Source organism: Streptomyces sp. NPDC044921, from assembly GCF_056432865.1.
Genome location: NZ_JBWKIF010000015.1, coordinates 78,305 through 105,040, shown reverse-complemented (window position 1 = coordinate 105,040; position 26,736 = coordinate 78,305). Strand labels below are relative to the sequence as shown.

Sequence of the window (26,736 nt, the reverse complement as noted above, 5' to 3'; positions counted from 1 at the left end):
GCCGGTCTCGTAGGTTCCGCCGAAGGCACCCGGGGCGCCGGCCTGCACGAACCGCCAGTAGAATCCGTCCACGTGACTTCCGCTCCCGCCAAGCCCCGCATCCCGAACGTCCTCGCCGGACGCTACGCCTCCGCCGAGCTCGCCGCACTCTGGTCGCCCGAGCAGAAGGTGAGGCTGGAGCGGCAGCTCTGGCTCGCCGTGCTGCGCGCCCAGAAGGACCTCGGGATCGAGGTGCCGGACGCGGCGCTCGCCGACTACGAGCGGGTCCTCGACACCGTCGACCTGGCCTCCATCGCCGAGCGCGAGAAGGTCACCCGGCACGACGTGAAGGCGCGGATCGAGGAGTTCAACGACCTCGCCGGGCACGAGCACGTGCACAAGGGCATGACCTCCCGCGACCTCACGGAGAACGTCGAGCAGTTGCAGATCCGGCTCTCGCTGGAGCTGATGCGCGACCGCACGGTGGCGGTCCTGGCACGCCTGGGCAGGCTGGCCGGCGAGTACGGCGAGCTGGTCATGGCCGGCCGCTCCCACAACGTGGCCGCGCAGGCCACCACCCTCGGCAAGCGCTTCGCGACCGCCGCCGACGAGCTGCTGGTCGCCTACGGCCGCGTCGAGGAGCTGCTGGGCCGTTACCCGCTGCGCGGCATCAAGGGCCCGGTCGGCACCGCGCAGGACATGCTGGACCTGCTGGGCGGGGACGCCGCGAAGCTCGCCGAGCTGGAGCAGCGCATCGCCGCCCACCTGGGCTTCTCCCAGGCGTTCACCTCCGTCGGCCAGGTCTACCCGCGCTCGCTGGACTACGAGGTCGTCACCGCGCTGGTGCAGCTGGCGGCGGCGCCCTCCTCGCTGGCGAGGACGATCCGGCTGATGGCCGGGCACGAGCTGGTCACCGAGGGCTTCAAGCCGGGCCAGGTCGGTTCCTCGGCGATGCCGCACAAGATGAACACCCGCTCCTGCGAGCGCGTCAACGGCCTGATGGTGATCCTGCGCGGCTACGCCTCGATGACCGGCGAGCTGGCGGGCGACCAGTGGAACGAGGGCGACGTGTCCTGCTCGGTGGTGCGCCGGGTCGCCCTGCCGGACGCGTTCTTCGCGCTGGACGGCCTGCTGGAGACGTTCCTGACGGTGCTCGACGAGTTCGGCGCGTTCCCGGCGGTCGTCGCCCGGGAGCTGGACCGCTACCTGCCGTTCCTCGCCACGACCAAGGTGCTGATGGGCGCCGTGCGCGCGGGCGTCGGCCGGGAGCTCGCGCACGAGGCCATCAAGGAGAACGCCGTCGCCTCCGCGCTCGCCATGCGCGAGCAGGGCGCCGAGCGCAACGAACTGCTCGACAAGCTGGCCGCCGACACGCGCATCCCGCTGGACCGTGCCCAGCTGGACGCGCTGATGGCCGACAAGCTGTCCTTCACGGGCGCCGCGGGCGATCAGGTCGCCACGGTCGTCGCCCGGGTCGAGGAGATCGTCAAGCAGCACCCCCGGGCCGCGGGCTACACGCCCGGCGCGATCCTCTGACACGCCGCGCGTGATGCCCCGTTTCACCCCCGAGGAGCTCCAGGCCGCCCGTGACCGCGTCGTGCCCGACGTGGTCGCGGAGGGTCTGCGCGTGCTGTTCTGCGGTATCAACCCCGGGCTGATGACGGCCGCGACGGGCCATCACTTCGCCCGCCCGGGCAACCGCTTCTGGCCGGTGCTGCACCGGTCCGGGTTCACGCCCCGGCTGCTGAAGCCGGCCGAGCAGCGGGAGCTGCTGTCGTACGGTCTGGGCATCACCAACGTCGTGGCGCGGCCCACCGCCCGGGCCGACGAGCTGAGCGCCGAGGAGTACCGGGAGGGCGGCCGGCTGCTCGCGCTGAAGGTGGGGCGGCTGCGCCCGCGCTGGCTGGCGGTGGTGGGGGTGACCGCGTACCGCGCCGCGTTCGACGACCGCAAGGCCCGGGTGGGTCCGCAGGCGCGGACGATCGGCGACACACGCGTGTGGGTGCTGCCGAACCCGAGCGGGCTGAACGCGCACTGGACGGCCGAGACGATGGCCGAGGAGTTCGCCCGGCTGCGGGAAGCGGCCGAGGACTGAGCTCGGGCGACGGCGCCGCCCGTCACCGCCGGCCGCTCACGGCGGGGCGGTCTCCGTCACCACGGCGAGCAGTTGGAGCTCCCGGGTCGCGTCCCGGTCGGTGACCGCCACGGCGACCCAGCGGCCGGTGCCCTCCACTTCCCACACGTACGCGAGGCTCGCACGCACGCTCAACTCGGCCCACGGCCCGGGTATCTCCTCGTGCCCGGTGCGCAGGAGGAGGGTCTGCAGGCTGTACGGCGGGGTGTCGCCCCACCGCGAGGCCAGCAGCTCGCAGACGGCGTCCCGCTCCTTCTCCAACTGGTCCACCGCCACCGCCCACCGCGCCGGGTCGCCGTCCGCCGCGGCGTCTAACACCGCGGCGTGCCGGCCGGGCCCCGAGACGCCGACGTCCGACGGGCCGTGCTCCGCCGGAAAGGGGCGGTAGCACAGCTCGTCGATGAGGGCGATGTGCTGTGCGATGTTCATGGCTCCAGTAAACCCGCCCCCACTGACACTTGGCGGGGCATCAGACCGGCCGCGGTCAGGCGTCGGTGCCGGTCGTGGCGGCAGGCCCGCCGGTGCCGGGTCCGGGCGCGCGTCCCTGGGTGGTGGGGGCCGTCTCCCCTGTGCGGGGGAGGCCCGCTGTCGGTGGTGCCTGGCACGATGACGCCATGGTGGGCATGCTGCGCCCGTTGACGCGGGCCGTGACGTACACACGATGGCTGCATCTCGCCATGGCCGTCGTGTGGCCGTCCCTGTGGCTGTTCATCGAGGAGTCGTGGTGGACACAGGCCACGGCGGCCGTGCTGCTCGGGCTCGCCGGTCTGGTGCCCGCGACGCGGCTCGTGGAGGGACTGCAGGCCCGGCTGCTGCTGACCGGTCACCGGCACGACAGCGTGAGCGCGGAGGTCGTGGCGGCCCCGTCGGTCACCTGGGCCGACCGTGGCCGGACGGTGGTGTGGCTGGAGGCCCGGCTCGTCATCGGCTACCTCGTGGCCGTGCTCTCCATGCAGTTGCCGCTCCTGTCCCTCGACCTGACGACGACGGCCCTGGGCGAGGAGCCGGGGGGTGGTGCGCTGCTGCCCCTTCCGGGCCGGCACGGGTGGTACGGCCTGCTCGCGCCCGTGCCCCTGGTGCTGCTGGCCGTGGTCGTCGTCTGGTCGGGCCACCTCATCACCGCGCTGGCCGTGCGCCTGCTGGGCCCCTCCCCCGCCGAGCGGGTGGCCGCCCTGGAGGAGCGCACCGAACAGCTGCTGGAACGCACCCGGATCGCCCGCGAGTTGCACGACTCGATCGGCCACGCGCTCACGGTGGCCGTCGTACAGGCGGGGGCCGCGCGGGCGGCCGGGGACCCCGCCTTCACCGACCGGGCGCTGAGCGCCATCGAGGAGACCGGCAGGGCGGCGCTGGAGGACCTGGAGCGGGTCCTCGGTGTCCTGCGCGAGTCGGGCGGACCGGCCGGCGGCAGACCGACCCTCGCGGACGCCGGCCGGCTGCTGGAGTCCGCGCGTTCCTCGGGGGCGGAGGTCGACGCCGAGGTGACCGGCCCGGTGGACGCGGTGCCCGGGCCGGTGTCCCGGGAGGGCTACCGGATCCTGCAGGAGGCACTCACGAACGTGCTGCGGCACGCGGGGGCGGTCCCGGTCCGCGTCCGGGTGCGCGTTTCCGGCGACACCCTCGTCCTGGCGGTGCGCAATCCGCTGCCCGCCGCGCTCCCCGGCCCGGGCCGCGGCAGCGGCCTGCGCGGCATACGCGAGCGCGCGGCCCTGCTCGGCGGACGGGCCCGGACCGGACCCCACGGGGACGACTGGCAGGTCCATGCAGAGCTGCCGTTGAAGTGATCTACGCTGGTTTGATGCCGGTCACCGTGCTCCTCGTCGACGACGAGCCCCTCGTGCGCGCGGGTCTGCGGGCCGTGCTGGAGGCGCAGCCCGACATCGAGGTCGTCGGGGAGGCGGCCGACGGGGCGGCGGTCATCCCGCTGGTGCGGCGGCTGCGGCCGGACGTCGTCGCCATGGACGTCCGCATGCCGCTGCTGGACGGCATCGAGGCCACCCGGGCGCTGCTGCGGACGGTCGGGGAGCCGCCGCGGATCCTCGTGGTGACGACCTTCGACAACGACGAGTACGTCTACGAGGCGCTGCGCGCGGGCGCCGACGGGTTCCTGCTGAAGCGGGCCCGGCCCGCCGAGATCGTGCACGCGGTGCGCCTGATCGCCGAGGGCGAGTCGCTGCTGTTCCCCGCCTCGGTGCGGCAGCTCGCCGCCGAGTACGGCGAGAGCGGCGGGAACCGCGCGGCGCGGGCCGCGATGGAGCGGGCCCGGCTGACCGGGCGCGAGGCGGAGGTGCTGCGGCTGATGGCGCGGGGCCTGTCCAACGCGGAGATCGCGGACCGGCTGACCGTCGGGACGGAGACCGTGAAGTCCCACGTCAGCTCCGTGCTGGCGAAGCTGGGGGCGCGGGACCGTACGCAGGCGGTGATCTCGGCCTACGAGTCGGGGTTCGTGGCGCCGGGCTGATCGGCGGGGCGCGGTGCCCGCCCCTCGCCGGGGCGCGCCGCGGCGAAGTACGATCCGGCCAACACGCGCACGACCTGGGAGGACGGACGGTGGGGCGGCTGACCGGCGGGGATCCCTCGCTGCTGCGAAGGATCAACTCCGCGGTGGTGCTGCACGCGCTGCGTGCCACGGACTGCGCGACGCTGACCGAGATCACCCGGGTGACGGGCCTGTCGAGGCCGACGGTCGAGGGTGTCGTGGAAGGGCTCATCGAGGCCGGCCTGGTGGTTGAGAAGGCGGCCGAGGAAGGGGCCGCCCGGCGCCAGGGCCGTCCCGCGCGGCGCTTCCGGTTCCGGGCGGAGGCCGGGCACCTGCTCGGTGTGGAGGTCGGCGCCCGCCGGGTCGCGGTACTGCTCGCCGACCTGGACGGCCGGGTGATCGGCTCCCAGGCCAGGGACGTGGCGGAGACGGCGGAGGCGGACGAGCGGCTGGAGCGGCTGCGCGGGGCCGTCGCCGAACTGCTGCGGCGGGCCGGGGTGGCCCGGGGCTCGCTGCGGGCCGTGGGCGTGGCGACGCCCGGGATCGTCGAGGCCGACGGCACGGTGCGGCTCGGGACCGCCCTGCCGGGGTGGACGGGGCTGCGGCTGGGCGAGCGGCTGAGCCGGTCGTTCAAGTGCCCGGTGCTGGTGGAGAACGACGCCAACGCGGCGGCCGTCGCCGAGCACTGGAAGGGCGCGGCCACCGAGTCCGACGACGTGGTGTACGTCCTGGCGGGGCTCAGCCCGGGCGCCGGCGCGCTGATCGGCGGGCGGCTGCACCGGGGCTACGGCGGCGCGGCCGGCGAGATCGGGGCCCTGCACCTGCTGGGCCGCGAGGTGACGCCCGAGACGCTGCTGTCGACCACGGACGAGCCCCTGCACCCCCTCGACGAGCAGGCGGTCGCCGAGGTCTTCGCGCAGGCCCGCCAGGGCGACCAGCGGGCCCGGGCCGCCGTCGAGCGCTTCATCCAGCGCCTCGTCCACGACGTGGCGGCCCTCGCCCTCGCCCTGGACCCGGAGCTCGTCGTCATCGGCGGCTGGGCGGCGGGCCTGGACGGCGTCCTGGACCCCCTGCGCCAGGAACTCGCCCGGTACTGCCTGCGCCCCCCGCGGGTGACCCTCTCCCGTCTCGGCGACGCGGCGGTGGCGACCGGGGCCCTGCGGCTCGCCCTGGACCACGTGGAGGAACAGCTCTTCACGGTGGAGGGCCGGGCGACGCCCTTCTAGCGGCGCGGACGCGAGGGGCCGGGACGCGCCCGCGGCCCGTCGCGCGCCGCCGGGGAGCGCCGACGGCTCAGGACGCCTTCCGCTCCGGCCCGGCGTGGATCTCCACGTCCCCCGCGTCCCCGAACGTCAGCCGGCACGTGTCGGCCCGGTACGTGGCCACCGACAGCGCGGCGGTGCGCCCGGCCGCGACGAACCGGGTCGTGACCACGAGGACGGGCGCCCCGGGCAGCCGGTCCAGCTCCTTGGCGTCGTCCGCCCCGACGGAGCCGAGCTCCACGGCGTTCTCCTGGCGCTCCAGGTCCAGCCGCTGCAACGCGCGCAGCACCGCACGCGCGCGTGCGGCGCCGGACGGCGCGTCGATGCCGGAGAGCTCGGGCACCGAGACGTCCGGGACGTACAGCAGTTCGGCAGCCACCGGCCGGCCGTGCGAGACGCGGGAGCGGCGCACGATGTGCACGGGCTCGTCCTGGCCCGTTCCCAGCGTGTCGGCGACGGCGGCGGGCGGCACGGCCGCCGTGCAGTCGACCGGCTGCCAGGCGTCCCCGGGGCCGCCCGGCCAGGTGTGCGGGCCGGTGGCGAGGGAGACGCCCATGCGGGGCGGGGCGACGGTCGTGCCGACACCGCGGCGGCGCTGCAGCCGCCCTTCCAGTTCGAGTTGTTCCAGGGCCTGGCGGAGCGTGGCGCGGGCGACGCCGAAGCGGGCCGCGAGGTCGCGCTCGTTGGGCAGGATCTCGCCCACCGAGAACTCCGAGTCGAGCGCTTGGCTGAGCACGGTCCTGAGATGCCAGTACTTCGGTTCCGGCACCGATTCCAGCTGCGTGGTCCCCACCCTGTCCTCCGCAAGAGCCGTGGTCGGCGGCGTTTTAGCGCCCTTGTTTATTAAAGGTTGTTGCACTTCTCTGCGACCATAGGGCGGCCCTGATGCTTGGTCAAGACCAATGCCGGGAACGTTCACGGCACCGCAATGCGGTCTTCGCGGACGGTGCGGCGCCCTCCGTCAGGCGGTCAGCGACCGCAGCTTGTCGGGGTTGCGGACCACGTAGACGGCCTGGACGCGCCCCTGGGCGACGTCCAGTTGGAAGACCGAGTCGGGCCTGCCACCGGACAGGACCAGTACGGCCGGGCCGCCGTTGAGTTCCAGGAACCGTACGGAGAGGTCCTGGACGCCCTTGCGGGCGGCGCCCACGAGGAAGCGGCCGACCTTGTCGGCGGTCTCCAGCACCCGCAGCGGCGCCCGCGCCTTGCCGCCGCTGTCGCCGATCAGCCGGACGTCGGGGGCGAGCAGTTCCATCAGCCCTTCGAGGTCGCCCTCGGCCGCGGCGGCGAGGAACCGCTCGGTGAGGTCGCGGCGCTGGGCGGGGTCGACCTCGTAGCGGGGCCTGCCCTCCTCAACGTGCCTGCGGGCCCGCCCGGCGAGCTGGCGGACGGCCGGCTCGCCGCGGTCGAGCATGGCGGCGATGTCGGCGTAGGGGAAGCCGAAGGCCTCACGCAGCACGAACACCGCGCGTTCCAGCGGGGACAGCGACTCCAGCACGACGAGGACGGCGAGCGAGACGGAGTCGGCGAGCACGGCCCGCTCGGCGGTGTCCGGCACGGTGTCGCCGAAGTCGGTGACGTACGGCTCCGGCAGCCAGGGACCGACGTAGGTCTCGCCGCGGGCCTTGATCCGGCGCAGCCGGTCGAGGGCGAGGCGGGTGGTGATCCGGACGAGGTAGCCGCGCGGTTCGCGCACGTCCGCGCGGTCGGCGCCGGACCAGCGCAGCCAGGCGTCCTGGACGACGTCCTCCGCGTCGGCCACACGGCCCAGCATGCGGTAGGCGACCCCCAGCAGGACGGGGCGGTGCGCTTCGAAGACGTCGGTCGCGGTCTCGGTGGTCACGGCCCCCATCCCAGCCCACGACCGCGGCCGTGTCCAGGCGGAATCCCCCCGTCCCGGGCGGGTCGAGCGCCCGGGCCGCCGAGGTGACGGCGCCTCGGGGACCGCGGGGGGCTACCCGCCGGTAGCAATTGCTGACAAGCTGTCTACAGCGTCCGCCAGCGAGTCCAGCCGAGGAGCACCGCATGTCCACCACCGTCTCCTTCGAAGTCCCCACCGCCCACGGAGAGCAGCACGTGACCCTCGCGTACACGCGCCGGGGCAGCGGCGAACCGCTGTTGCTGCTGCACGGCATCGGCCACCACCGCCAGGTCTGGGACCCGGTGCTCCCGGCACTGGCCGCCGAGCGCGACGTCATCGCCGTGGACCTGCCGGGCTGCGGTGAATCACCGGCGCTCCCGGACGGCATGGCGCACGACCTGCCGACGATGAACGCCGTCCTGGTGGCCCTCTGCGCGGCGCTGGAGATCGAGCGGCCGCACGTGGCGGGCAACTCGCTGGGCGGCCTGCTGGCCCTGGACCTGGCCCGCGCGCGACTGGTCCGTTCCGTCACGGCCCTGTCCCCCGCCGGGTTCTGGAACGAGGCCGAACGGCGCTACGCCTTCACGGTGCTCACGGCCATGCGGCAGATCGCCCGGCGGATGCCCCCGCCCGTGGTGGAGCGGCTGGCCCGCCCCGCGCTCGGCCGCACCCTGCTGACCAGCACCATCTACGCCCGCCCGGGCCGCCGTTCGCCCGAGGCCGTGGTCGCCGAGACGCTGGCGCTGGCGCGCGCCCAGGGCTTCTCGCAGACTTTGCGCTCGGGCCGGACCGTGCAGTTCACCGACGACATCGTGGGCACGCCGGTCACCGTGGCCTGGGGCAACCGGGACCGGCTGCTCATCCCCCGCCAGGGGGTGCGCGCCAAGACCGTCATCCCCGGGGCCCGGCTGGTGCGGCTGCCCGGCTGCGGCCACGTCCCGATGAACGACGACCCGGCCCTCGTGGCGCGGGTGGTCCTCGACGGCAGCCGCTGACCCCGCGGGCCGCCACCGCCCCGCGCGGCGAGCCCTTAAGGTCTTCCCGCATGGGACCAACGCAGCGCGAACCGGGCGCAGACGCCGCGTCCGCCGCCTGGGAGCTGCTGCTCCCGGCCGCCTCGGCACCGGCACGCACCCGTGGCCGCTCCCTCCAGGCGGCGCTGCGCGAGGCGGTCCGCTCGGGCCGGCTGGCGCCGGGCACCCGGCTGCCGTCGAGCCGGGACCTCGCGGCGGACCTCGGGGTGTCGCGAGGGCTCGTCACGGAGGCCTACGAGCAGCTGACGGCGGAGGGCTACCTGCGCAGCGGCCGGGGCGCCGGGACCTGGGTGGGCGCGGCCGTACGGGCCGCGCCGCCGCGCGCCCACGACCTGGCGCCGCGCTCCCTGGGCGCCCGTGCGGACTTCGTGCCCGGAACGCCGGACCTGGCGCTGTTCCCGCGCTCGGCGTGGGCGGCCGCGCAGCGCGGTGTACTGGCGGAGCTGCCGCACCGGGAGCTGGGCTATCCCGATCCGCGCGGGCTGCCCCGGCTGCGCACGGCCCTGGCCGAACTGCTGGCCCGGCGGCGGGGCGTGGTCGCCGACCCGGAGCGGATCGTGGTGGTCTCCGGGGTCGCCCAGGCGACGACCCTGCTCGGTCTCGCGCTGCACGCGCGCGGGGTGCCCACGGTCGGGGTGGAGGACCCCGGCAGCCCCCAGCACGACGCCCTGTACGCCGCGGCCGGGGTCACCGCCGTTCCCGTCCCCGTGGACGGCGAGGGAGTCGCCCTGGAGCCGCTGCGGGCGTCGGGCGTGCGGGCCGTGGTGGCGACGCCGGCCCACCAGTTCCCCACCGGCATCGCCTACTCGGCCCGCCGCCGCGCCGATCTGCTGGACTGGGCGCGGTCCGTGGACGGCATCGTCCTGGAGGACGACTACGACGGCGACTTCCGCTACGACCGCGCCCCCGTCGGCGCCCTCCAGGGTCTCGACCCCGACCACGTCGCCTACACGGGCTCGGTCAGCAAGTCCCTCGCCCCGGGCCTGCGGCTGGGGTGGCTGCTGGTGCCGGAGTCGTGGACGGACGACGTCGTGGAACGCAAACGCACCATGGACCTCGGCCACCCGGCCCTCGACCAGGCCCTGTTCGCCCGCTTCCTGGAACGCGGCGACTACGACCGCCAGCTGCGCCGCTGCCAGCGTGCCTACCGCGAGCGGCGCGACGCCCTGGTCGCGGCCCTCGACGCGCACTTCCCGGGCTCCCGGGTGTCCGGGATCGCCGCGGGACTGCACGTCATCGCCACGCTGCCGGAGCGGTACGGCCCCGAGGAGCGCTTCCTGGCACGCGTGACGGCGGCCGGGGTGGCGGTGCGCCCCCTGTCGGCCTACGCCCACGCGCCCGCCGAGGACGCCGGGGCGAAGGAGACCCGGCTCGTCCTGGGCTACGCGCACGTGCCGCCCGCCCGGATCGCCGAGGGCGTACGGCTGATGGCGCGGGCCGCCGCCGGCTGACGCGGACGCCCTGCCGGGTTCCCCCGCCCCGCGGCCGGTTGTTCACTTGGGGTTCGCGTGTGCGCTGCGGCGTGCCAGTAGGTGTGGCTCTGCACACTGGCCGGATCCCGTCCCTGGAGGCGTATCCATGTCCCACCGTCCCTTCCCCGGGCGCCGTAGCGTCCTGCGCGGCTCCCTCGCCGCGTCGGCGGCCCTGTCCCTGCCCACCGCCCTCGGCGCGGCGCCCGCCTTCGCCCGCTCGGGGCGTCCGAACGCGGCGTGGGGCGTGCAGGCGGGCGACGTCACCAGCGGCTCCGGGCTCGTGTGGGTGCGCTCCGACCGGCCGGCCCGGATGGTCGTCGAGACGTCGGCCACCGAGTCGTTCCGCAACCCGCGCAGGTGGCACGGCCCCCTGCTGGGGTCCGGCACGGACTTCACCGGCACGACCCGGCTGCGCGGCCTGCCGCCGGGCGAGCAGATCCACTACCGCGTGCTCCTCGCCGACCCGGACGACCCGCGCCGCACGGGCGAGCCGGTCACCGGCACCTTCCGCACGGCGTCCGCCAGGCGCCGTGACGGCGTGCGGTTCGTCTGGTCCGGCGACCTGGCCGGTCAGGGCTGGGGCATCAACCCGGAGTTCGGCGGCTACACGATCTACAGGGCGATGGCCGCCCTGGACCCCGACTTCTTCCTGTGCAGCGGCGACAACGTCTACGCCGACGGCCCGATCGGCGAGACCGTGGCCCTGCCCGACGGCCGCACCTGGCGGAACATCACCACCGAGGAGAAGGCGAAGGTCGCCGAGACGCTCGGGGAGTTCCGCGGCAACTTCCGCTACAACCTGCTCGACGAGAACCTGCGCGCCTTCAACGCCCGGGTGCCGTCGATCATCCAGTGGGACGACCACGAGGTCACCAACAACTGGTACCCGGGTGAGATCCTCAGCGACGCCCGCTACACCGAGAAGCGCGTCGACGTGCTCGCCGCCCGGGCCCGCAGGGCGTTCTCGGAGTACTTCCCGATCTCCACGCTGCGCCGCCCCGACGGCCGGGTCTACCGGGTCCAGCACCACGGCCCGCTGCTGGACGTCTTCGTCCTGGACATGCGTACCTACCGCAACGCCAACTCCCCCGGCACCCAGCCCGCCGACGCGCAGGGCATCCTGGGGCGCGAGCAGCTGGAGTGGCTCAAGCGGGAGCTGTCCCGCTCCCGGGCGGTGTGGAAGGTGATCGCCTCCGACATGCCGCTCGGCCTCGTCGTGCCGGACGGCACGGACGTCGAGGCCGTCGCCCAGGGCGATCCCGGCAAGCCGCTGGGCCGTGAGCTGCAGATCGCCGAACTGCTGCGGCACATCAAGCACCGGCGGATCACCGGCACGGTGTGGCTGACCGCCGACGTGCACCACACCTCGGCCCAGCACTACCAGCCCTCGAAGGCCGCCTTCACCGACTTCGAGCCGTTCTGGGAGTTCGTCTCCGGTCCCCTGAACGCCGGCGCCTTCCCGGCGAGCGCGCTGGACGCCACCTTCGGCCCCGAGCGCGTGTTCGTGAAGGCCCCGGCCACCGCCAACGTCTCGCCCGCCGGGGGCTACCAGTTCTTCGGCGAGGTCGACATCGACGGCGGCAGCGGCGAGCTGACGGTGCGTCTGCGGGAGCAGGACGGCACCGTGCTCTACACGAAGGTCCTCCAGCCGGGCCGGGTCGGCCAGTAGGCACGGAACGCAACGTTTGAAGCATTGACAAAGGGGGGAAACTGGGCCCTTTACCCTCTGGTCACAAAGCGTTCTCGGTCACGCAACACCACTCCGTCACAGTGGGTGCATGACGCGAGACGTGACCCGAGTGCCGCACCGGAACGACGACTGCCGTCCTGCCACCGCGTGGCAGCGGCTCGCGGAGGTGTTCCGGACGCGGCGCACACGACGCCACGAACACGCGCCGCCGACGAGTGATACCGAGTCCCCGGCACCGCAGCCGGTGCCGGGGGCGAACACCCTGTGGCGGATGCGGACCACGGTGAGGGACGAACCGGGCTCGCTGGCCGCCCTGTGCGCGGCCCTGGCCGGACACCGGGTCGACATCCTCAGCCTGCAGACGCACCCGCTGGCCGAGGGCACGGTGGACGAGTTCCTGCTGCGGGCGCCGGGCGAGCTGCCGGCATCCGCGATCACCACGGCCGTCTCGTCGGCCGGCGGCAGCGACACCTGGATCGAGCGGGCCGACGCGCACGACCTGGTGGACGCGCCGACCCGAATCCTCTCCCTCGCCGCGCGCACCGCCCTGGACACGGCCGAACTGCCCCTGGCCCTGCGTCAGTTGCTCGGCCGGTGCACCATCCGCTCGCAGCCCGCACCGGCCGGCGGCGCGCGCGTGCCGGGCGGCCCTACGGTGGAGGGCGCCCTCGACGGCACGGTGATGCGGCTGCGCGCCCCGGAGGGCGGAGTGATCAGCGTGGAGCGGCCGTACCTGCCGTTCACGCCGACCGAGTTCGCCCGGGCCCGGGCCCTGGTCGAGCTGGACGCCCGGCTCGGGCCGCGCGTCCCGCGCGGCCGGGACGTGCTGACCCTCGCCGAGGGCAGCGACATCACCGTCCGGCGGGCCGACACGAGGGATCTGGCGGCGGCCCGGGCGATGCACGAGCGGTGCTCGCCGCGGACGCTGAGGCTGCGCTACCACGGGCCGGTCGGGGACGCGGACCGCTACCTCAACCACCTGCTGAGCCCGCGCTTCGGCCGCACGCTCGCCGTGCAGACCGCCTCCGGGCGGATCGTCGGGCTCGGTCACCTCCTGTGGGACGGCGACGAGACGGAAGTCGCGCTGCTGGTGGAGGACGCGTGGCAACGGCGTGGTGTGGGTGCGCAGTTGCTGGCACGGCTGGTGGCCATGGCCGTCGAGGCGGGGTGTGCCAGTGTGTACGCCGTGACGCAGGCGTCCAACACGGGGATGGTCGCCGCGATGCGAGGGCTCGGGCTGCCGCTCGACTACCAGGTCGAGGAGGGGACGCTGGTCATCACGGCGCGGCTGGACGAATCCGTGGTGACCACCGGTGCGGAGGAACTGGGGAGCGCCTCCGCACCGTAGGGGCGGGCCTCAGTGGGCGGGCGCGGGTGCGCGGTGGCTGGTCGCGCCGTTCCCCGCGCCCCTTCCGGGACGCTTCAGGGCCTGGTCGAGGTCCGACCAGAGGTCCTCCACGTCTTCCAGTCCCACCGACAGCCGCAGCAGACGGTCGCCGACCCCCGCTCCCCTGCGGTCCTCCGCGTCCACGATGCGGTGGCTGATGGACGCCGGGTGCTGGATGAGCGTGTCGACGCTGCCGAGACTCACCGCCGGGGTGATGAGACGGACCCCGGCGATGACCTCGTGGGGGTCGCCGTGCACCTCGAAGGCGACCATGGCGCCCCCGATGCGCGGGTAGTGCACGCGGGCCACGCGCGGGTCGGCGGCGAGGCGGCGGACCAGTTCGGCCGCCGTGGCGGACGCCGCCCGCACCCGGACCGGCAGCGTGGACAGGCCCCGCAGCAGCAGGTAGCCGGCCAGCGGGTGCAGGACGCCGCCCGTCGCGAAGCGCACCTGGCGCAGCCGGCCCGCGAGCTCCTCGTCGCAGGCGACCACACCGGCCAGCACGTCCCCGTGCCCGCCGAGGTACTTGGTGGCGCTGTGCAGCACCAGCCGCGCCCCCTGCTCGGCCGGGCGCTGGAGGACCGGGGTGGCGAAGGTGTTGTCCACCAGCAGCGGCACCGAACCGCAGGCGTGCGCCACGGCCCGCAGGTCGACCTCGGCGAGGGTGGGGTTGGCCGGGGACTCGACCATGACCAGACCGGTGTCCGGGCGCAGCGCGTCGGCGACCCCGGCCGGGTCGGTCCAGGTCACCTCCGAGCCCAGCAGCCCGGCGGTCAGCAGGTGGTCGCTGCAGCCGTACAGGGGGCGTACGGCGACCACGTGGCGCAGGCCCGTCGAGCCGCGTACGAGGAGGACGGCGCTCAGCGCGGCCATGCCGCTGGCGAAGGCGACCGCCGCCTCCGTGCCCTCCAGCCGGGCCAGCGCGGTCTCGAAGCGGGCGACGGTCGGATTGCCCAGCCGCCCGTACACGGGCGGGCCGTCCGGCTCGGCCCCGGTGGCGGCGAACGCGTCGATCCGGGCCGCCTCGCCGCGGCTGTCGTAGGACGGGTAGGTGGTGGACAGGTCGATCGGCGGGGCGTGCAGCCCCTGCCGGGCCAGGTCGTCCCGCCCGGCGTGCACGGCCTCGGTGGCCAGTGCCCGCGGAGCGGTGGGTACGTCGTCGTGGGCGCCCAAGCTCGCTGTGTCCATGACCGAAGGGTGAACAGCGAGCGGGTCCCCGGCGCCGGATCCCGTGCTACGTTCGGCCGATGGCCGAATCCGTCGTACTGGACCCGGTGGACCTCCACCTGCTGCGGCTGCTGCAGAACGACGCCCGGGCGACCTACCGGGATCTCGCCGCGCAGGTCGGGGTGGCGCCGTCGACGTGCCTGGACCGGGTGGCCCGGCTGCGCCGCTCGGGGGTGATCCTCGGGCACCGGCTGGAGCTGGATCCGGCCAAGCTGGGGCGCGGTCTGGAGGCGCTGCTGTCGGTGCAGGTCAGGCCGCACCGGCGGGAGCTGGTCGGGCCGTTCGTGGAGCGGATCCGGGCGCTGCCGGAGTCGCGGACGGTCTTCCACCTGACCGGGCCGGACGACTATCTGGTCCATGTCGCGGTCGCCGACATGGCGGATCTGCAGCGGCTCGTGCTGGACGAGTTCACGGTGCGGCGGGAAGTGGCCCGGGTGGAGACGCGGCTGATCTTCCAGCAGTGGGAGTGCGGACCGCTGCTGCCTCCTTCGCCCACGGCTCAATCCGCGTGACGCGTGCGGCCCGTCGTACGAGGATGGCCGCATGTCTGAGATCAAGAGCCCGCTGCCCCGCGAGGTCGCCGACGCCTACGTCGACGAGCTCATCGCCCTCGACCCGATCACCGGCACGTTCCTCGGTGTCTCCGAGAGTTCCAGCAGGCTGCCCGACACCTCCCCGGCAGGCCAGGAGGCGCTCGCGGAGCTGGCGCGCCGGACGCTGGCCCGGCTGGACGAGGCGGAGCGGCGGCCCGGCGCGGACAGCGGCATCGAGCGGCGCTGCGCCCGGCTGCTGCGCGAGCGGCTCACCGCCGAACTGGCCGTGCACGAGGCCGACGAGAGCCTGCGCTCGGTCAGCAACCTGAGCTCGGTCGCGCACGCGGTGCGCCAGGTGTTCACCGTGACGCCGGCGCAGTCGGAGCAGGACTGGGCGGCGATCGCCGAGCGGCTGCGCGCGGTCCCGGCCGCCCTGGAGGGCTACCGGCAGTCCCTGGCGCTCGGCCTGGAGCGGAAGCTGTACGCCGGGCCCCGCGCCACGGCCACGTTCGTGGAGCAGCTCGGCGAGTGGGCCGACGCGGACGGCCGGGGCCGGGGCTGGTTCGAGCAGTACGCGGCCGCCGGGCCCGAGTCGCTGCGCACGGAGCTGGACCCGGCGGCCCGCGCGGCCACCGAGGCCGTGGTGCGGCTGCGCGACTGGATGCGGGACGTGTACGCGCCGGCGATCGAGGGCGCGCCGGACGTGGTGGGCCGGGAGCGGTACGCCCGCTGGGTCCGCCACTTCAACGGCACGGACCTCGACCTGGACGAGGCCTACGCCTACGGCTGGTCCGAATACCACCGCCTCCTGGGCGAGATGAGGACCGAGGCCGAGAAGATCCTGCCGGGCGCGGCCACGCCGTGGGTGGCGCTGGCCCACCTCGACGAGCACGGGACGCACATCGAGGGCGTCGACGAGGTGCGCGCGTGGCTGCAGGACCTGATGGACGAGGCGATGGACGCGCTGGACGGCACGCACTTCGACCTGGCCGAACGGGTGCGCCGGGTCGAGTCGCGCATCGCGCCTCCGGGCAGCGCGGCGGCCCCGTACTACACGCCGCCGTCGGACGACTTCTCCCGCCCGGGCTGCACCTGGCTGCCCACCATGGGCAAGGACCGCTTCCCGGTCTACGACCTGGTGTCCACCTGGTACCACGAGGGCGTGCCCGGCCACCACCTGCAGCTGGCCCAGTGGAAGCACGTGGCGCGGGACCTCTCCCGCTACCAGGCGAGCGTCGGCATGGTGAGCGCCAACGCCGAGGGCTGGGCCCTGTACGCGGAGCGGCTGATGGACGAGCTGGGCTTCCTGACCGACGCCGAGCGCCGGCTCGGCTACCTGGACGCCCAGATGATGCGGGCCGTGCGCGTGATCATCGACATCGGCATGCACCTGGAGCTGACCATCCCGGACGACTCGCCCTTCCACCCCGGCGAGCGCTGGACGCCCGCGCTGGCGCAGGAGTTCTTCGGCGCGCACAGCAGCCGGCCCGCGGACTTCGTGGAGAGCGAGCTGACCCGCTACCTGTCGATGCCGGGCCAGGCCATCGGCTACAAGCTCGGCGAGCGGGCCTGGCTGCTGGGCCGCGAGAACGCCCGCAAGCGCCACGGGGACGCCTTCGACCCGAAGGCCTGGCACATGGCGGCGCTGTCGCAGGGCTCGCTGGGGCTTGACGACCTGGTGGACGAGCTGTCCGCGCTGTGATCAGCGCCGGAAGCCGCCCTCGGAGTTGATGACCTCGCCGGTGATCCAGCCCGCCTCGTCGGTGGCGAGCCAGGCGATGAGGCGGGCCGGGTCGTCGGGCATCCCCCACCGTCCGGAGGGGAAGCGGGCGGCCACGGCCTCGTAGTCCGCGCCGCTGAGGTAGTCCGTGTCCACGGGGCCGGGGTTGACGGTGTTCACGGTGATCCCCCGCTCGGCGAGGGTGGCCGACAGGGAGCGGGTGACCGAGGCGAGGGCGCCCTTCTGGAGGGCGTAGGCGATCTCGCCGGGCATGCCGCCCGCGATGTCCTGCCCGGAGGTCATCATCACGACGCGGCCCCCGGGCCCCGGAGGCCGCAGCCGTGCGTGGGCCTGGACCAGCAGCAGGACCGACCGCGTGTCGACCGCCCAGTGCCGGTCGAGCATGGCGACGTCGATCGTGTCCAGGGTGCCGTCGAAGCCGCTCTGCGCGTGGTTGGCGACGAGGATGTCCAGCCGTCCGCCGAGCGCTTCGGCGGCCGTGGCGACGAGTTCGGCGGGCGCCGACGGGTCGGCCAGGTCGCCCGGGCCCGCGGCCACCCGCGCCCGTGGGTCGCCGAGCGCTTCGCGCACGGACGCGAGGACGGCCTCGGGGCGGTCGGCGCCCCAGGGCTGGGCCGCGTCGTGCGGCGTGTGGTGGTGCAGGTAGACGCTGGCTCCGTAGGCGGCGAGCCGGCGGGCCACGGCGTGACCGATGCCGCCCCGGCGGCTGGCACCGGTGACCAGGGCGGTGCGGCCGCGCAGCGGCAGGGGGTCGCGGCGCAGTTCCGCCGCGGTGGGGTGGGGAAGCCGGGGCATGGACGCCTCCTTGACGTCGTGCGGTTGCGGGGTCTCGTGGCCGGTCGCGCGGTCACTTCGCGGCCTCGGGGGGGCAGAGCCGCAACGCCCGCCCGGAGGCCGGGCCCTGCGTCCGGTAGGTGCTCCCGGGGTGCCGGCGGTACCGGGGAGTGCGCCCGGTGCGGCGAGTGGGCCTCTCCCTGCCCCGCGCACCCGTGAGGTGGGGAGTGCGCCGGGCGTCGCGGGGCCGGCGGGGCCGCGCGGACACCAACCTAGTGGGGCGCCGGCCGGCGCGGCGCCAGCAGACGGAGCTCGACCAGGTCCAGCCAGGTCTCGGGGCCCGGCTGGACCTGTGCCGCGCGGACCGCGTAGCGGCCCGGCTCCAGGCGGACCCGGACCTGGTCGATGCCCGTCGGGGCCGTGCCGGGCCAGGCCGCGTCGAACAGCAGCACCGGGCCGGGGACCTCCCAGTGCACCTCCGGCTCCCACTCGGCGGTCGCGAGCGCCGAGGGCACACCGGCCAGCAGCTCCGCCTCGGAGTTGCCCGCCCGCCACCGGACGAAGGTGCCCCGGTCGGGCAGGTACGCGGTGGAGGCGGGCTCGTCGCCCAGGACGAGGGCGGTGGAGTCGCCGACCGGCAGCAGGCCGACGCTCCCGTCCACCTCGCAGGCCCGGTCGTAGTCCGACGCCGTCTCCTCGCCGTCGGCGCCGGCCCAGAACGGCAGGACGGTCTCGGGCACCGCTATCAGCGGCCCGCCGCCGGACTCCACCCACTCCACGACGCCCGGTTCCGCGTATCGCACCATGGCGCAAGAACCTACAGGGTCAACTGGCGGCGAAATCACAGGGGTTCAGCAGCCGCAGTCCCCGGCGTCAGAGGGAGCGGCCAGCGGGTCCGGGTCCCGGCGCTCGCGGCCCCGCCGGGTCTCGAACGCGAAGCCCTCGCGCACCCAGTACTCGAACCCGCCGAGCATCTCCTTGACCCGGTACCCGAGTTCGGCGAGGGCGAGCGCCGCCCGCGCGGCACCGTCGCAGCCCGGGCCCCAGCAGTACGTCACCACCGGCACCGCCCGGTCGAGCAGCCGCCCGGCCCGCTCGGCCATGAGCGCGGTCGGCAGGTGCAGGGCGCCGGGGACGTGGCCCTGCTCCCAGGCCGCGGTGGAGCGGGAGTCGACGAGGACGAACCCGGGGTCGTCGCCGGAGGCGAGCGCGGCGGCGACGTCCGACACGTCGGTGTGGAAGGCGAGGGAGGCGCGGAAGTGGGCGGCGGCCTCGGCCGGGGTGGCGGGGGCGACACGCAGGACGGAGTTCACGGGGGCGGTCGTGCTCACGGTGGGGTTCATGGCCACGAAGCTACGGCCGCCGGTCCGCCGTCTGAAGTGACGATCCGCTGCCTTCCGCTTGATCCGCCGGGGAATCCCCTGCTATCTCTCGCCCATGACCGCGTATTCCCCGGACGCCACCGACTGGCGCATCCTCGACGTCCTCCAGCGGGACGGGCGGGCGAGTTTCGCCGAGCTGGCCCGTGCCGTCTCCATGTCCGCGAGCGCGGTCACCGAGCGGGTGCGGCGGATGGAGGAGGCCGGGGTCATCCAGGGCTACGCGGCGGTGGTCGACCCGGAACGGCTCGGGCTGCCCATTCTGGCGTTCGTGCGGCTGCGGTACCCGAACGGCAACTACAAGCCCTTCCACGACCTCGTCGCGGCCACGCCGGAGATCCTTGAGGCGCACCACGTCACGGGCGACGACTGCTTCGTCATCAAGGTGACGGCCCGCTCGATGCGCCACCTGGAGGAGGTGTCCGGGAAGATCGGGACGCTGGGCTCGGTGACGACGAACGTCGTGTACTCCTCGCCCCTGCCCCGGCGCCCCCTGGGCCGCTGACTCAGCCGGTGCCGCGCTGCCGCAGCACCGATCCCGAGCGGCCCTTGACGACCTCCAGCTGGGCGTGGACGCGCCGTCGCAGGTCGGGCACGTGGCTGACGATGCCGACGCTGCGGTCGCGTTCGCGCAGCGAGTCGAGGACGTCGAGGACCTCGTCGAGGGTCTGGTCGTCGAGGCTGCCGAAGCCCTCGTCGATGAACAGGGTGTCCAGCCGCACGCCGCCCGCCTCGTCCGTGACGACGTCCGCGAGACCGAGGGCGAGGGCGAGGGAGGCGAAGAACGTCTCGCCGCCCGACAGCGTCGCCGTGTCGCGCTCGCGGCCCGTCCAGGCGTCGACGACGTGCAGCCCGAGCCCGCTGCGGCCGCGTCCGGTGCGGTCGTCGGAGTGGACGAGGGTGTAGCGGCCGGACGACATGCGCCGCAGCCGCACGGTCGCCGCGGCGGCCACCTGTTCCAGCCGGGCCGCGAGGACGTACGACTCCAGACGCATCCGGCGTTCGTTGTCGGCCGAGGTGCCGGCGGTGAGCCCGGCCATGCGGGCGACCCGGTCGTGCTCCTCGCGCAGCGGGGCCAGCCGGCGCACGGCGGCGGCCGCCCGGGCGGAGAGCCGGTCGAGCTCGGCGCAGCGCCGCACGGCGGCGTCGTGGGCGGAGGCGGCCTCGCGCACCCGCCGGGTGGCCAGGTCGGCGGCCCGCTCCGCCGACTCGACGTCGGCCCGCGGCGCTCGGGCCGCCGCGGCCGTGTCGGCCTCCGCGAGGACGGCCCGCACGGCGGCCTCCTCGTGCTGCCAGGCGTCGAGCCGGTGCTGCAGCTCCCGGTGGGCCGCGGGGTCGAGCAGCGCGTCGGCCGCGGCCTGCGGGGTCACGAAGCCGGCGCGGAAGGCGGCGTCCGCGAGCCGGGCGTCGGCGTCCTTGAGCCGCTGCGCGGCGTCCTCGGCGGCCCGGGCGGTGTCGGCCGCGTCCGTGAGCAGTGTGGCCCGCCGCTCCAGTTGCGCGGCCCGCGCGGCGACGCTGTCCAGGTCGCCCCGGGCCCGGTCCAGTTCCTCCTGGAGGGCGGCGCGTTCACGGTCGAGCCGCTCCCGGTGACCGACCCGGGCGGCGCTGCGCACGGCGGCCTCCTGCCGGACGGCGAGACGGCGCTCGTGCTCCTGCCCGGCCTGCCGCAGCCGCTCCTGCGCGGAGTGCAGCTCGGCGGCGGCACCGCGGGCGTGCGCGTACTGCTCCTCCAGTTCCCCGGCCTCCCGGGCGAGCTGCCCGGTCGGGGTGTCCCCGGCCTCGGCGGTGGCGGCGGCCAGCGCCTCGCGCACCACACCGAGGCGCTGCTCGTGCTCGGCGCGCTCCGCGTCGGCGCGCCGGTAGGCGGCGAGCGCCTGCTCCTCCGCCTCGCGGTCGACGTGCCCGGCGACCTTGCGGGCGGGGGCGGGGTGCTCGGTCGCGCCGCAGACGGCACAGGGCTCGCCGTCGGTGAGCTGCGCGGCCAGCTCGGCGGCGATGCCGGTCAGGCGCTGTTCCTTGAGTTCCAGCCAGTGCTGCTGGGCGCGCAGCGCCTCCTGCCGCGCGGAGCGGACCTGCTCGACGGCGCGCTCGGTGTCCTCGGCGAGCTGGTCGCGCAGCCGGGCGGCCTTCAGGCGCTGCCGGGCCGGTTCGCGCCGGACGGCGAGCTGTTCGGCGAGGGAGGCGGCCCGTTGCGCGGAGTCGATCCGGCCCTGGAGGGCCGTACGGGTCTCCTCCCAGCCGTCGAGCCAGGCCTCGGCCTCCTGGAGGAGGTCGGCGTCGGCTCGATCCTGGCGGTCCAGTCCGGCGCGTTCGTCGAGGAGTTCGGCCAGGCGCCGCTCGGCGCGGCGGGCGGAGTCGAGTCCGCCCAGTTCCTCGGCGGCGCGCCGTGCGGCGGCGGCGAGTCCGGCCGCGCCCTCGGCGGCGAAACGCTCGGGCAGCAGAGCACGCGCGCGTGCCTCGGCCTCGGCCGCCCGGCGGTGTTCGGCCTCGGCGGCCTCCCGCAGCTCCAGGGCGGGCGCGACGGCCTCGGCCTTGCGGGCCCGCTCCATGAGCGCCTGCGCCTGACGGTAGGCCTCCGCGCCCTGCTCCAGCTGGGCCGCCTTCTCCCGCGCGTCGGCGAACCGGCGCTGCAACCGGGCGAGTTCGCGCACCTCGTCCAGGGCGCGGCCGGTGGCGGTCTGCGCGGATTCGGCGGCGGCGAGCCGGCATGCCGCGACGGTGAGTTGCTCGCGGGCGGCGCTGCGGGCGACGGCGGCGGCGCTCAGCACGGCCTCGGCGAGCCCGGGTTCGCCGAGGGCCAGCTCCGGCAGCTCCATGGCGTCGCCCGCGGCCTGCTGCATGCGGTGGGCGTCGGCGAGCAGGGCGGCGTCGCCCTCCCGGACCCGGGCCTCGGTGGTCCGGCGGCGTTCGGCGAGGCGCTTCTCCACGTCGGCGAAGCGGCGGGTGTCGAAGAGGCGGCCCAGCAGCTTGCCGCGGGCCTCGGCGTCGGCGCGCAGGAACCGCGCGAAGTCGCCCTGCGGCAACAGCACGACCTGGCAGAACTGCTCCCGGCTCATGCCGAGCAGCTGGGTGATCTCCTCGCCGATCTCCTGGTGCGAGCGGCTGAGGTCCTTCCAGGTCCCGGCCGTGGCGTCGTACTCGCGCAGCCAGGTCTGGGCCTTGTCCACGGTGGTGCCCGTGCCGCGCTTCTTGGGGCGCTCCCAGGGTGGCTGGCGGGTGATCTCCAGGCGGCGTCCGGCGACGGTGAGGTCGAGGGTGACCTCGGTGCGGGTGCCGGAGGCGGCGTGGTCGCTGCGCAGGGTGGCGCCCTGCCCGCCGCCCTGCCGGGCCCCGGGGACCGAGCCGTAGAGGGCGTAGCACACGGCGTCCAGGACGGACGTCTTGCCCGCGCCGGTCGGCCCGTGCAGCAGGAACAGCCCGGCCGCCGACAGTTCGTCGAAGTCGACGCTCTGGGTGCCGCCGAAGGGCCCGAAGGCGGTGACCGCGAGCCGGTGGAGCCTCACCGGGCCACCTCCCGCACGGCCTCGTCGGAGCGGACCGCGTCGAAGGCGTCGCGCAGCACGCCCTGTTCGTGCGGGTCGGGTCCGGCACCGCGCACATGGGCAACGAAGTCCTCGGCGATCTGCTGGTCGCTGCGCCCGGCCAGGCGGCGGGCGTACGACACCTGAGACTCGTCCTCCGTCCGGTCGGGGTCGAAGACGAGGCTGAGCGTGTGCGGGAACCGCGCGGCGAGCCGGGCCATCGGGTCCGCCGGGCGGACCGGGTCGGTGAGCGTCGCCTCGACCCACGCCTCCTCGTGCCGGGCCAGCTGCGGATCGGCGAGCAGGTCCTCCAGGGTGCCCCGGATCCGGGCCAGGGGGCGCGGCACCGGGCAGTCGACGCGCTCGGCGGCGACGGAGCCGTCGGCGGCGAGGTCGACGAGCCACATGCTCTTGCGGTGCGCCGCCTCCGAGAAGGAGTAGGGCAGCGGGGAGCCGGAGTAGCGGACGCGGTCGGTGAGGGCCTGGCAGCCGTGCAGGTGCCCGAGCGCCACGTAGTCGACGCCGTCGAACACGCCGGCGGGGACCGCGGCGACGCCGCCCACGGTGATGTCCCGCTCGCTGTCGCTGGGTTCGCCGCCGGTGACGAAGGCGTGCGCGAGGACGACGGAGCGCGTGCCGGGTGTACGGGCGGCGAGGTCGGCGCGGACCCGGTCCATGGCGGCCGCGAGCACGGCCTCGTGGCCGGCCTTCTCCACGCCGAACTCGTCCTTCACCAGGGCCGGTTCGAGATAGGGCAGGCCGTAGAAGGCGACGTCCCCGTGGGGATCGGACAGCACCACCGGGGTGCCGGCCGCCGACGGCTCGGTCCGCAGGTGGATGCCGGCCCGTCCGATCAGGCCCGCCCCGACGCCCAGCCGGCGGGCCGAGTCGTGGTTGCCGGAGATCATCACGGTCGGCACACCGAGGTCCGCGAGGCGGTGCAGCGCGTCGTCGAACAGCTCGACCGCGGCGAGCGGCGGCACCGCCCGGTCGTACACGTCTCCCGACACCAGCACCGCGTCCACGGCCCGCTCCCGCACGGTCGTGACGAGGTGGGCGATGAACTCGGCCTGGGCCCCGAGCATGTTGACCCGGTGGAACGCCCGGCCGAGGTGCCAGTCGGAGGTGTGCAGCAGTCTCATGATCCCCCGAGACTAGCCGCCGGGCCCGACAGCACGGGTGGTAACTCCCGTATCGACCGTCATCTCCCGCCACGAAACAGGGCGTTATGACCGCTTCGGCCCGGAACGTCAGGCGTCCCCGTACGCCTCCCCGCCCGGTGTGAAGCGGGCCGTGCCGGACGTCACGTCGGCCAGCCAGGCGCGGAAAGGCTCGACGTCCGCGTCCGGGAGGGCGATGTCGAGGGTGACCTCCTCGCCGTAGCGCACGTCCCGTACCTCGCGTCCGGTCGCGCGCAGCTCGTTCTCCAGCTTCCCGGCCCGCTGGTGGTCGACGGTCACGGTGCCGAGGCGGAACCTGCGGCGGGTGCGCGTGCCGACGGCGTCCAGGGCCTCGCCGACCGCTCCGCCGTAGGCCCGGATGAGGCCGCCCGCGCCGAGCTTGACCCCGCCGAAGTAGCGGGTGACGACGGCGACGACGTACCGCATGTCGCGGCGCAGCAGCATCTGGAGCATGGGGACGCCCGCGGTGCCGCCGGGCTCGCCGTCGTCGCTCGCCTTCTGCACGGAGGCGTCGGCGCCGATGACGTACGCCCAGCAGTTGTGGTTGGCGTCCGCGTGCTCCCTGCGGACCGCGGCGATGAACTCCTGGGCCTCCTGCTCGGTGGCCGCCGGGGCGAGGGCGCACCGGAAGCGGGAGCGGTTGACCTCGGTCTCGTGCACTCCCGCGCGGGCGACCGTGCGGTATTCGTCCTGCATCGGGCCAGCCTATGCGCGGGCCCGGGGCTACTTCTTCGCGCCCCGGGGCACGGTCACGGACGTCAGCAGCGCCGCGCCGGGGCCGAGGTCCCGCCAGGTCGTGCCGCGCCAGGACAGGACAGCGATCGCCGCGGTGGGGAACTTGGTGCGGACCCGTTCCAGGGTGTCGTCGAGGCCGTCGCCCGCCAGGGCCAGGATCAGTTCCTCGAGGCCCGGGTTGTGGCCGACCAGCAGCAGCGTCTCCACCTCGGCGGGCACCTCGCGCACCACGGTCAGCAGGCCCGCGGGTCCGGCGGCGTACAGGCGCCGGTCGTGGCGGACCGGCGGGGGCGTGCCCCACTCGCCGGCGGCCAGCTCCCAGGTGCGGCGGGCGCGCACCGCGGTGGAGCACAGGGCGAGGTCGGGCAGGCAGTCGGCCTCGGCCAGGGCCCGTCCGGCGGCGGGGGCGTCGCGGCGGCCGCGGAGGGCCAGCGGGCGTTCGTGGTCGGCGACGTCCACGGGCCAGGCGGACTTGGCGTGCCGCAGCACGACCAGGCGGCGCAGCGGGCCGGTTCCGGCACGTTCGATCATGAGGAGGTTCCCAGGTCGCGGGTGAGGTCGAGGCCGAGGAGGCGGTCGGCGTGGGCGTAGGTCTCGAAGCGGGCGCCGTCCGGCAGTTCCGGGTCGCTCTCCACCCGGCGCAGTACGTCCAGTACCCCGGGCACGTCCAGGTCGTCCTCCCAGGCGGCGCGCAACCGCCGCCGCACGTCGTCGGGGACGGGCCGCGAGGGACGCCGGGCCCACCGGGCGACGGCGGTGCGCCAGCGCGCGAGGGTGGCGCGGGCCTCGTCCAGGGCGGCCTCGTCCAGCCGGACGGCGGCGCTGTGGTGCCGGGTGAGCAGGGCGAGGCGCAGGACGGCGGGGTCGGTGGGGTCGGGGGGCCCGGGTGGGGCGGGCCCGGCGTGTTCCGGACCGGCGGTGTCCGGCGGGCCCGGCCGCACCGGCGCGACGGAGATCCGCAGTCCGTCCGGTGCCGTCCCGCCCTCGGCCGCGACGTGCAGGACCTGGGCCTCGCCCAGGCCCGCGCCGATGTCGGGGCTCTCCTCGAAGGGACGGATGCCCAGGGCCGCGGCGCGGGCCCGCAGCTCGGCCCGGCGGTGGCCGCCGGTCAGCAGGGCCCACACGGGTGTGCCGCCGATCTCCAGGGCCCGGACGAGGAGGTCGGCGACGAGCAGCACCCGCAGGTGCGTCGTGTCGGAGCCGGGCGCGTGCGCCTCGACGCGCGTCAGGCCCCGGCGGGCCGGGGCGGCGTCGGCCGGCTCGCCGGTACGGGCGTCGATGATGCGCAGCACGAGGCGAGCGTAGGCGGGCGGGCCCGGACGCGCAGTCATGCGCGCCGTTTTCCGGTCACCGTGGCGCACCCGACCTGCCCCGGGACGGCCCACCCCGGGCCGGGGGCGGGCCGTCCCGGGTTGGGGCGGGCCGTCCCGTTCAGTCCAGCGTGCCCAGGAACCGCACGTGGGGGCGTCCGCCGGGGCCGTCCGCGCGGACGGCGGCCCGCACCCCGTACACCTCGGCGATGAGCTCCTCCGTGAGGACGTCACCCGGTGTCCCGCCCGCTACGACCCGGCCCGCGCGCAGGACGACCACCCGGTCGCAGTACATCGCCGCGAGGTTGAGGTCGTGCAGGGCGACGACGGTGGTGACCGGCAGCCGCGCGACCAGGGCGAGCAGGTCGAGCTGGTGGTGGATGTCGAGGTGGTTGGTGGGCTCGTCCAGGAGGAGTTCGCGGGGCTCCTGGGCGAGCGCACGGGCGATCTGCACGCGCTGGCGCTCACCGCCCGAGAGGGTGTGCCAGGGCCGGCCGGCCCGGTCGGCGAGGCCGGTGCGCTCCAGGGCGGCCCGCACGGCGCGCTCGTCGTCCGCCGAGGCGGGTGACCAGGCCCGCCGGTGCGGGATGCGGCCGAGCCGTACGACGTCCTCGACCGTCAGCTCGACCTGGGTGTCCGACTGCTGCTCGACGACGGCGAGCCGGCGGGCGACCGTGCGGCGGGGCAGGTCGCCCAGCGGCGTGCCGTCGAGGGTGACGACCCCCGCCGTCGGGGTGAGCAGCCCGGCCATCAGCCGCAGCAGCGTGGACTTGCCGGAGCCGTTGGGGCCGAGCACGCCGAGGGTGGAGCCGGGCTCCGGCGCGAGGACGACGCCGTCGAGGATCAGCCGCCCGTCGGTCCGGCGCCCGACCCGCTCGGCCCGCAGCCCACCGGCACCCCGGGCGCCCACTACGGCCCGCGGCCCAGCGGCACCCTGGACGTCCCCCACGGCCCGCGGCCCAGCGGCACCCCGGGCGACCCCCACGGCCCGCAGCCTGTCGGCGCCGCTGACACCGCCCTCGGCCCGCGGCTCACCG

25 protein-coding genes are annotated in these 26,736 nt (G+C 75.3%); 12 read left to right on the top strand and 13 right to left on the bottom strand.

What is annotated here, in order from left to right; genetic code table 11:
* Positions 1-72: 72 nt before the first annotated feature.
* On the top strand, positions 73-1,515 hold the full coding sequence (purB, locus tag AC07DA_RS23495; RefSeq protein ID WP_479130140.1) for an adenylosuccinate lyase: 1,443 nt from the start codon (positions 73-75) through the stop codon (positions 1,513-1,515).
* A 13-nt stretch (positions 1,516-1,528) separates the two neighbouring features.
* Positions 1,529-2,074 (top strand): G/U mismatch-specific DNA glycosylase, encoded by a 546-nt coding sequence (gene mug, locus AC07DA_RS23490; protein WP_479130139.1) that lies wholly within the window; start codon positions 1,529-1,531, stop codon positions 2,072-2,074.
* A gap of 36 nt (positions 2,075-2,110) precedes the next feature.
* On the opposite strand, the gene AC07DA_RS23485 is transcribed toward mug, so the two are convergent.
* Positions 2,111-2,542, bottom strand: a complete 432-nt coding sequence (locus AC07DA_RS23485) for a hypothetical protein (RefSeq protein WP_479130138.1) — start codon at positions 2,540-2,542, stop codon at positions 2,111-2,113.
* Between the two features lie 185 nt (positions 2,543-2,727).
* Between AC07DA_RS23485 and AC07DA_RS23480 the strand changes: the two genes are divergently transcribed.
* The 3 genes from AC07DA_RS23480 to AC07DA_RS23470 all read left to right on the top strand — a co-directional run bounded on the left by AC07DA_RS23480 (position 2,728) and on the right by AC07DA_RS23470 (position 5,818).
* Positions 2,728-3,897: a sensor histidine kinase gene (locus AC07DA_RS23480; RefSeq protein WP_479130137.1), complete on the top strand. Its 1,170-nt coding sequence runs from the start codon at positions 2,728-2,730 to the stop codon at positions 3,895-3,897.
* A 14-nt stretch (positions 3,898-3,911) separates the two neighbouring features.
* A complete protein-coding gene (locus AC07DA_RS23475; protein ID WP_479130136.1) occupies positions 3,912-4,574 on the top strand; it encodes a response regulator transcription factor in 663 nt (220 codons plus the stop codon).
* Between the two features lie 89 nt (positions 4,575-4,663).
* Positions 4,664-5,818: an ROK family transcriptional regulator gene (locus AC07DA_RS23470; RefSeq protein ID WP_479130135.1), complete on the top strand. Its 1,155-nt coding sequence runs from the start codon at positions 4,664-4,666 to the stop codon at positions 5,816-5,818.
* Positions 5,819-5,885: 67 nt separating this feature from the next.
* On the opposite strand, the gene AC07DA_RS23465 is transcribed toward AC07DA_RS23470, so the two are convergent.
* Both AC07DA_RS23465 and AC07DA_RS23460 read right to left on the bottom strand, forming a co-directional pair.
* Positions 5,886-6,647 (bottom strand): GntR family transcriptional regulator, encoded by a 762-nt coding sequence (locus AC07DA_RS23465; RefSeq protein WP_479130134.1) that lies wholly within the window; start codon positions 6,645-6,647, stop codon positions 5,886-5,888.
* Between the two features lie 168 nt (positions 6,648-6,815).
* Positions 6,816-7,697, bottom strand: a complete 882-nt coding sequence (locus AC07DA_RS23460; RefSeq protein WP_479130133.1) for an RNA polymerase sigma-70 factor — start codon at positions 7,695-7,697, stop codon at positions 6,816-6,818.
* Between the two features lie 182 nt (positions 7,698-7,879).
* Between AC07DA_RS23460 and AC07DA_RS23455 the strand changes: the two genes are divergently transcribed.
* The 4 genes from AC07DA_RS23455 (at position 7,880) to AC07DA_RS23440 (ending at position 13,259) form a co-directional block, all read left to right on the top strand.
* The gene (locus tag AC07DA_RS23455; RefSeq protein WP_479130132.1) at positions 7,880-8,710 is read left to right on the top strand and encodes an alpha/beta fold hydrolase; all 831 of its coding nucleotides are present in this window, start codon (positions 7,880-7,882) and stop codon (positions 8,708-8,710) included.
* A gap of 50 nt (positions 8,711-8,760) precedes the next feature.
* Positions 8,761-10,200, top strand: coding sequence for a MocR-like pyridoxine biosynthesis transcription factor PdxR (gene pdxR / locus AC07DA_RS23450; protein ID WP_479130131.1), 1,440 nt, complete (start codon positions 8,761-8,763; stop codon positions 10,198-10,200).
* A 127-nt stretch (positions 10,201-10,327) separates the two neighbouring features.
* A complete protein-coding gene (locus AC07DA_RS23445; RefSeq protein ID WP_479130130.1) occupies positions 10,328-11,890 on the top strand; it encodes an alkaline phosphatase D family protein in 1,563 nt (520 codons plus the stop codon).
* A gap of 109 nt (positions 11,891-11,999) precedes the next feature.
* Positions 12,000-13,259 (top strand): N-acetyltransferase family protein, encoded by a 1,260-nt coding sequence (locus AC07DA_RS23440; protein ID WP_479130129.1) that lies wholly within the window; start codon positions 12,000-12,002, stop codon positions 13,257-13,259.
* A 9-nt stretch (positions 13,260-13,268) separates the two neighbouring features.
* Here AC07DA_RS23440 and AC07DA_RS23435 read toward each other — a convergent pair whose 3' ends face one another.
* Positions 13,269-14,486 carry a trans-sulfuration enzyme family protein gene (locus AC07DA_RS23435; RefSeq protein WP_479130128.1) on the bottom strand — a complete coding sequence of 406 codons (1,218 nt, stop codon included), beginning with the start codon at positions 14,484-14,486 and terminating at the stop codon, positions 13,269-13,271.
* Between the two features lie 59 nt (positions 14,487-14,545).
* Here AC07DA_RS23435 and AC07DA_RS23430 point away from each other — a divergent pair, with 59 nt between their 5' ends.
* The gene (locus tag AC07DA_RS23430) at positions 14,546-15,037 is read left to right on the top strand and encodes an Lrp/AsnC family transcriptional regulator (protein ID WP_479130127.1); all 492 of its coding nucleotides are present in this window, start codon (positions 14,546-14,548) and stop codon (positions 15,035-15,037) included.
* 31 nt (positions 15,038-15,068) lie between these two features.
* Positions 15,069-16,760 (top strand): DUF885 domain-containing protein, encoded by a 1,692-nt coding sequence (locus AC07DA_RS23425; RefSeq protein ID WP_479130126.1) that lies wholly within the window; start codon positions 15,069-15,071, stop codon positions 16,758-16,760.
* Here AC07DA_RS23425 and AC07DA_RS23420 read toward each other — a convergent pair whose 3' ends face one another.
* From AC07DA_RS23420 to AC07DA_RS23410, 3 genes are all read right to left on the bottom strand, one after another.
* Positions 16,761-17,594, bottom strand: a complete 834-nt coding sequence (locus AC07DA_RS23420) for an SDR family oxidoreductase (protein WP_479130125.1) — start codon at positions 17,592-17,594, stop codon at positions 16,761-16,763.
* 251 nt (positions 17,595-17,845) lie between these two features.
* The gene (locus AC07DA_RS23415) at positions 17,846-18,379 is read right to left on the bottom strand and encodes an immunity 21 family protein (protein ID WP_479130124.1); all 534 of its coding nucleotides are present in this window, start codon (positions 18,377-18,379) and stop codon (positions 17,846-17,848) included.
* 45 nt (positions 18,380-18,424) lie between these two features.
* Positions 18,425-18,916 (bottom strand): rhodanese-like domain-containing protein, encoded by a 492-nt coding sequence (locus AC07DA_RS23410; RefSeq protein WP_479130123.1) that lies wholly within the window; start codon positions 18,914-18,916, stop codon positions 18,425-18,427.
* 94 nt (positions 18,917-19,010) lie between these two features.
* On the opposite strand from AC07DA_RS23410, the gene AC07DA_RS23405 reads away from it, so the two are divergent.
* A complete protein-coding gene (locus tag AC07DA_RS23405; protein WP_479130122.1) occupies positions 19,011-19,457 on the top strand; it encodes an Lrp/AsnC family transcriptional regulator in 447 nt (148 codons plus the stop codon).
* A gap of 1 nt (position 19,458) precedes the next feature.
* On the opposite strand, the gene AC07DA_RS23400 is transcribed toward AC07DA_RS23405, so the two are convergent.
* The 6 genes from AC07DA_RS23400 to AC07DA_RS23375 form a co-directional block, all read right to left on the bottom strand.
* On the bottom strand, positions 19,459-22,455 hold the full coding sequence (locus AC07DA_RS23400; protein WP_479130121.1) for an AAA family ATPase: 2,997 nt from the start codon (positions 22,453-22,455) through the stop codon (positions 19,459-19,461).
* The gene (locus AC07DA_RS23395) at positions 22,452-23,615 is read right to left on the bottom strand and encodes an exonuclease SbcCD subunit D (protein WP_479130119.1); all 1,164 of its coding nucleotides are present in this window, start codon (positions 23,613-23,615) and stop codon (positions 22,452-22,454) included. The genes AC07DA_RS23400 and AC07DA_RS23395 overlap by 4 nt, the downstream gene beginning before the upstream one ends.
* A gap of 108 nt (positions 23,616-23,723) precedes the next feature.
* A complete protein-coding gene (locus AC07DA_RS23390) occupies positions 23,724-24,350 on the bottom strand; it encodes a YigZ family protein (RefSeq protein ID WP_383332886.1) in 627 nt (208 codons plus the stop codon).
* A 27-nt stretch (positions 24,351-24,377) separates the two neighbouring features.
* A complete protein-coding gene (locus AC07DA_RS23385) occupies positions 24,378-24,920 on the bottom strand; it encodes a SixA phosphatase family protein (RefSeq protein ID WP_479130118.1) in 543 nt (180 codons plus the stop codon).
* The gene (locus AC07DA_RS23380; protein WP_479130117.1) at positions 24,917-25,720 is read right to left on the bottom strand and encodes a hypothetical protein; all 804 of its coding nucleotides are present in this window, start codon (positions 25,718-25,720) and stop codon (positions 24,917-24,919) included. The genes AC07DA_RS23385 and AC07DA_RS23380 overlap by 4 nt, the downstream gene beginning before the upstream one ends.
* Positions 25,721-25,820: 100 nt before the next feature.
* Positions 25,821-26,609 (bottom strand): ABC transporter ATP-binding protein, encoded by a 789-nt coding sequence (locus AC07DA_RS23375; protein WP_479130267.1) that lies wholly within the window; start codon positions 26,607-26,609, stop codon positions 25,821-25,823.
* Positions 26,610-26,736: the final 127 nt, after the last annotated feature.

Excerpts from the sequence above, each read along its gene's own strand:
- AC07DA_RS23390 (WP_383332886.1), bottom strand. The coding sequence starts at position 24,350 with ATGCAGGACGAATACCGCACGGTCGCCCGCGCGGGAGTGCACGAGACC.
- AC07DA_RS23415 (WP_479130124.1), bottom strand. The coding sequence starts at position 18,379 with ATGGTGCGATACGCGGAACCGGGCGTCGTGGAGTGGGTGGAGTCCGGC.
- AC07DA_RS23425 (WP_479130126.1), top strand. The coding sequence starts at position 15,069 with ATGTCTGAGATCAAGAGCCCGCTGCCCCGCGAGGTCGCCGACGCCTAC.
- AC07DA_RS23395 (WP_479130119.1), bottom strand. The coding sequence starts at position 23,615 with ATGAGACTGCTGCACACCTCCGACTGGCACCTCGGCCGGGCGTTCCAC.
- AC07DA_RS23435 (WP_479130128.1), bottom strand. The coding sequence starts at position 14,486 with ATGGACACAGCGAGCTTGGGCGCCCACGACGACGTACCCACCGCTCCG.
- AC07DA_RS23445 (WP_479130130.1), top strand. The coding sequence starts at position 10,328 with ATGTCCCACCGTCCCTTCCCCGGGCGCCGTAGCGTCCTGCGCGGCTCC.
- AC07DA_RS23405 (WP_479130122.1), top strand. The coding sequence starts at position 19,011 with ATGACCGCGTATTCCCCGGACGCCACCGACTGGCGCATCCTCGACGTC.
- AC07DA_RS23455 (WP_479130132.1), top strand. The coding sequence starts at position 7,880 with ATGTCCACCACCGTCTCCTTCGAAGTCCCCACCGCCCACGGAGAGCAG.
- AC07DA_RS23380 (WP_479130117.1), bottom strand. The coding sequence starts at position 25,720 with ATGACTGCGCGTCCGGGCCCGCCCGCCTACGCTCGCCTCGTGCTGCGC.
- AC07DA_RS23430 (WP_479130127.1), top strand. The coding sequence starts at position 14,546 with ATGGCCGAATCCGTCGTACTGGACCCGGTGGACCTCCACCTGCTGCGG.
- mug (WP_479130139.1), top strand. The coding sequence starts at position 1,529 with ATGCCCCGTTTCACCCCCGAGGAGCTCCAGGCCGCCCGTGACCGCGTC.
- AC07DA_RS23440 (WP_479130129.1), top strand. The coding sequence starts at position 12,000 with ATGACGCGAGACGTGACCCGAGTGCCGCACCGGAACGACGACTGCCGT.
- AC07DA_RS23410 (WP_479130123.1), bottom strand. The coding sequence starts at position 18,916 with ATGAACCCCACCGTGAGCACGACCGCCCCCGTGAACTCCGTCCTGCGT.
- AC07DA_RS23385 (WP_479130118.1), bottom strand. The coding sequence starts at position 24,920 with ATGATCGAACGTGCCGGAACCGGCCCGCTGCGCCGCCTGGTCGTGCTG.
- AC07DA_RS23485 (WP_479130138.1), bottom strand. The coding sequence starts at position 2,542 with ATGAACATCGCACAGCACATCGCCCTCATCGACGAGCTGTGCTACCGC.
- AC07DA_RS23480 (WP_479130137.1), top strand. The coding sequence starts at position 2,728 with ATGGTGGGCATGCTGCGCCCGTTGACGCGGGCCGTGACGTACACACGA.
- AC07DA_RS23475 (WP_479130136.1), top strand. The coding sequence starts at position 3,912 with ATGCCGGTCACCGTGCTCCTCGTCGACGACGAGCCCCTCGTGCGCGCG.
- AC07DA_RS23420 (WP_479130125.1), bottom strand. The coding sequence starts at position 17,594 with ATGCCCCGGCTTCCCCACCCCACCGCGGCGGAACTGCGCCGCGACCCC.
- pdxR (WP_479130131.1), top strand. The coding sequence starts at position 8,761 with ATGGGACCAACGCAGCGCGAACCGGGCGCAGACGCCGCGTCCGCCGCC.